This window comes from Pseudarthrobacter sp. NamE5 (assembly GCF_005796225.1).
Lineage (GTDB): Bacteria > Actinomycetota > Actinomycetes > Actinomycetales > Micrococcaceae > Arthrobacter.
In genome coordinates, this window is record NZ_VAHO01000042.1 from 1 (window position 1) to 463 (window position 463).

Annotated in this window: 1 pseudogene; it reads right to left on the reverse strand. The window is 59.6% G+C overall.

The features are described 5' to 3' along the window. Positions 1–270: 270 nt before the first annotated feature. Positions 271–463: pseudogene (locus FDW84_RS19440) on the reverse strand (hypothetical protein); the annotation flags it as partial.

Here is a 463-nt window from a genome sequence, read left to right on the forward strand (position 1 = left end):
GCTCCGGCCGGTCATCCACCACAATCTGTGCAGGCCGTTCAATGTCGGTGGCGAAACACGCCAACATGGTCTTGAGCTGGTGTGCCGCCGGAGACTGTCCGTCCACACTGATGGTGACGCGGCCGTGGATGTCGAACTGGAGTGCGTTGGTCTTGGTCTGCTTGTTGTGCATGGTTTGTCCCCTGTCTAACTGATTGTCAATTGCCTAAATGCTGTCGATCGGATCGTTTTGCTTATCGTGGACGAAGTCGGTTGTGTCGACGGTGTCCCCTACTTCACCGTTAGCACGAGCTTGGGTGCGCCGGTGCTGCCGGCCTCCTTGGAGTTGAGGTCCAGGCCGTCGCTGCTGTTGGCATCCAGGCCGAGTGAGAGGTGCTGGCCGGGCTCGCTTGCGAGGCTGCTGGCGGTCAGCGTGATGTTGTAGTTGGTGTTGGTGGTAGTCGCGCCAAGGGTGCCGAGACTT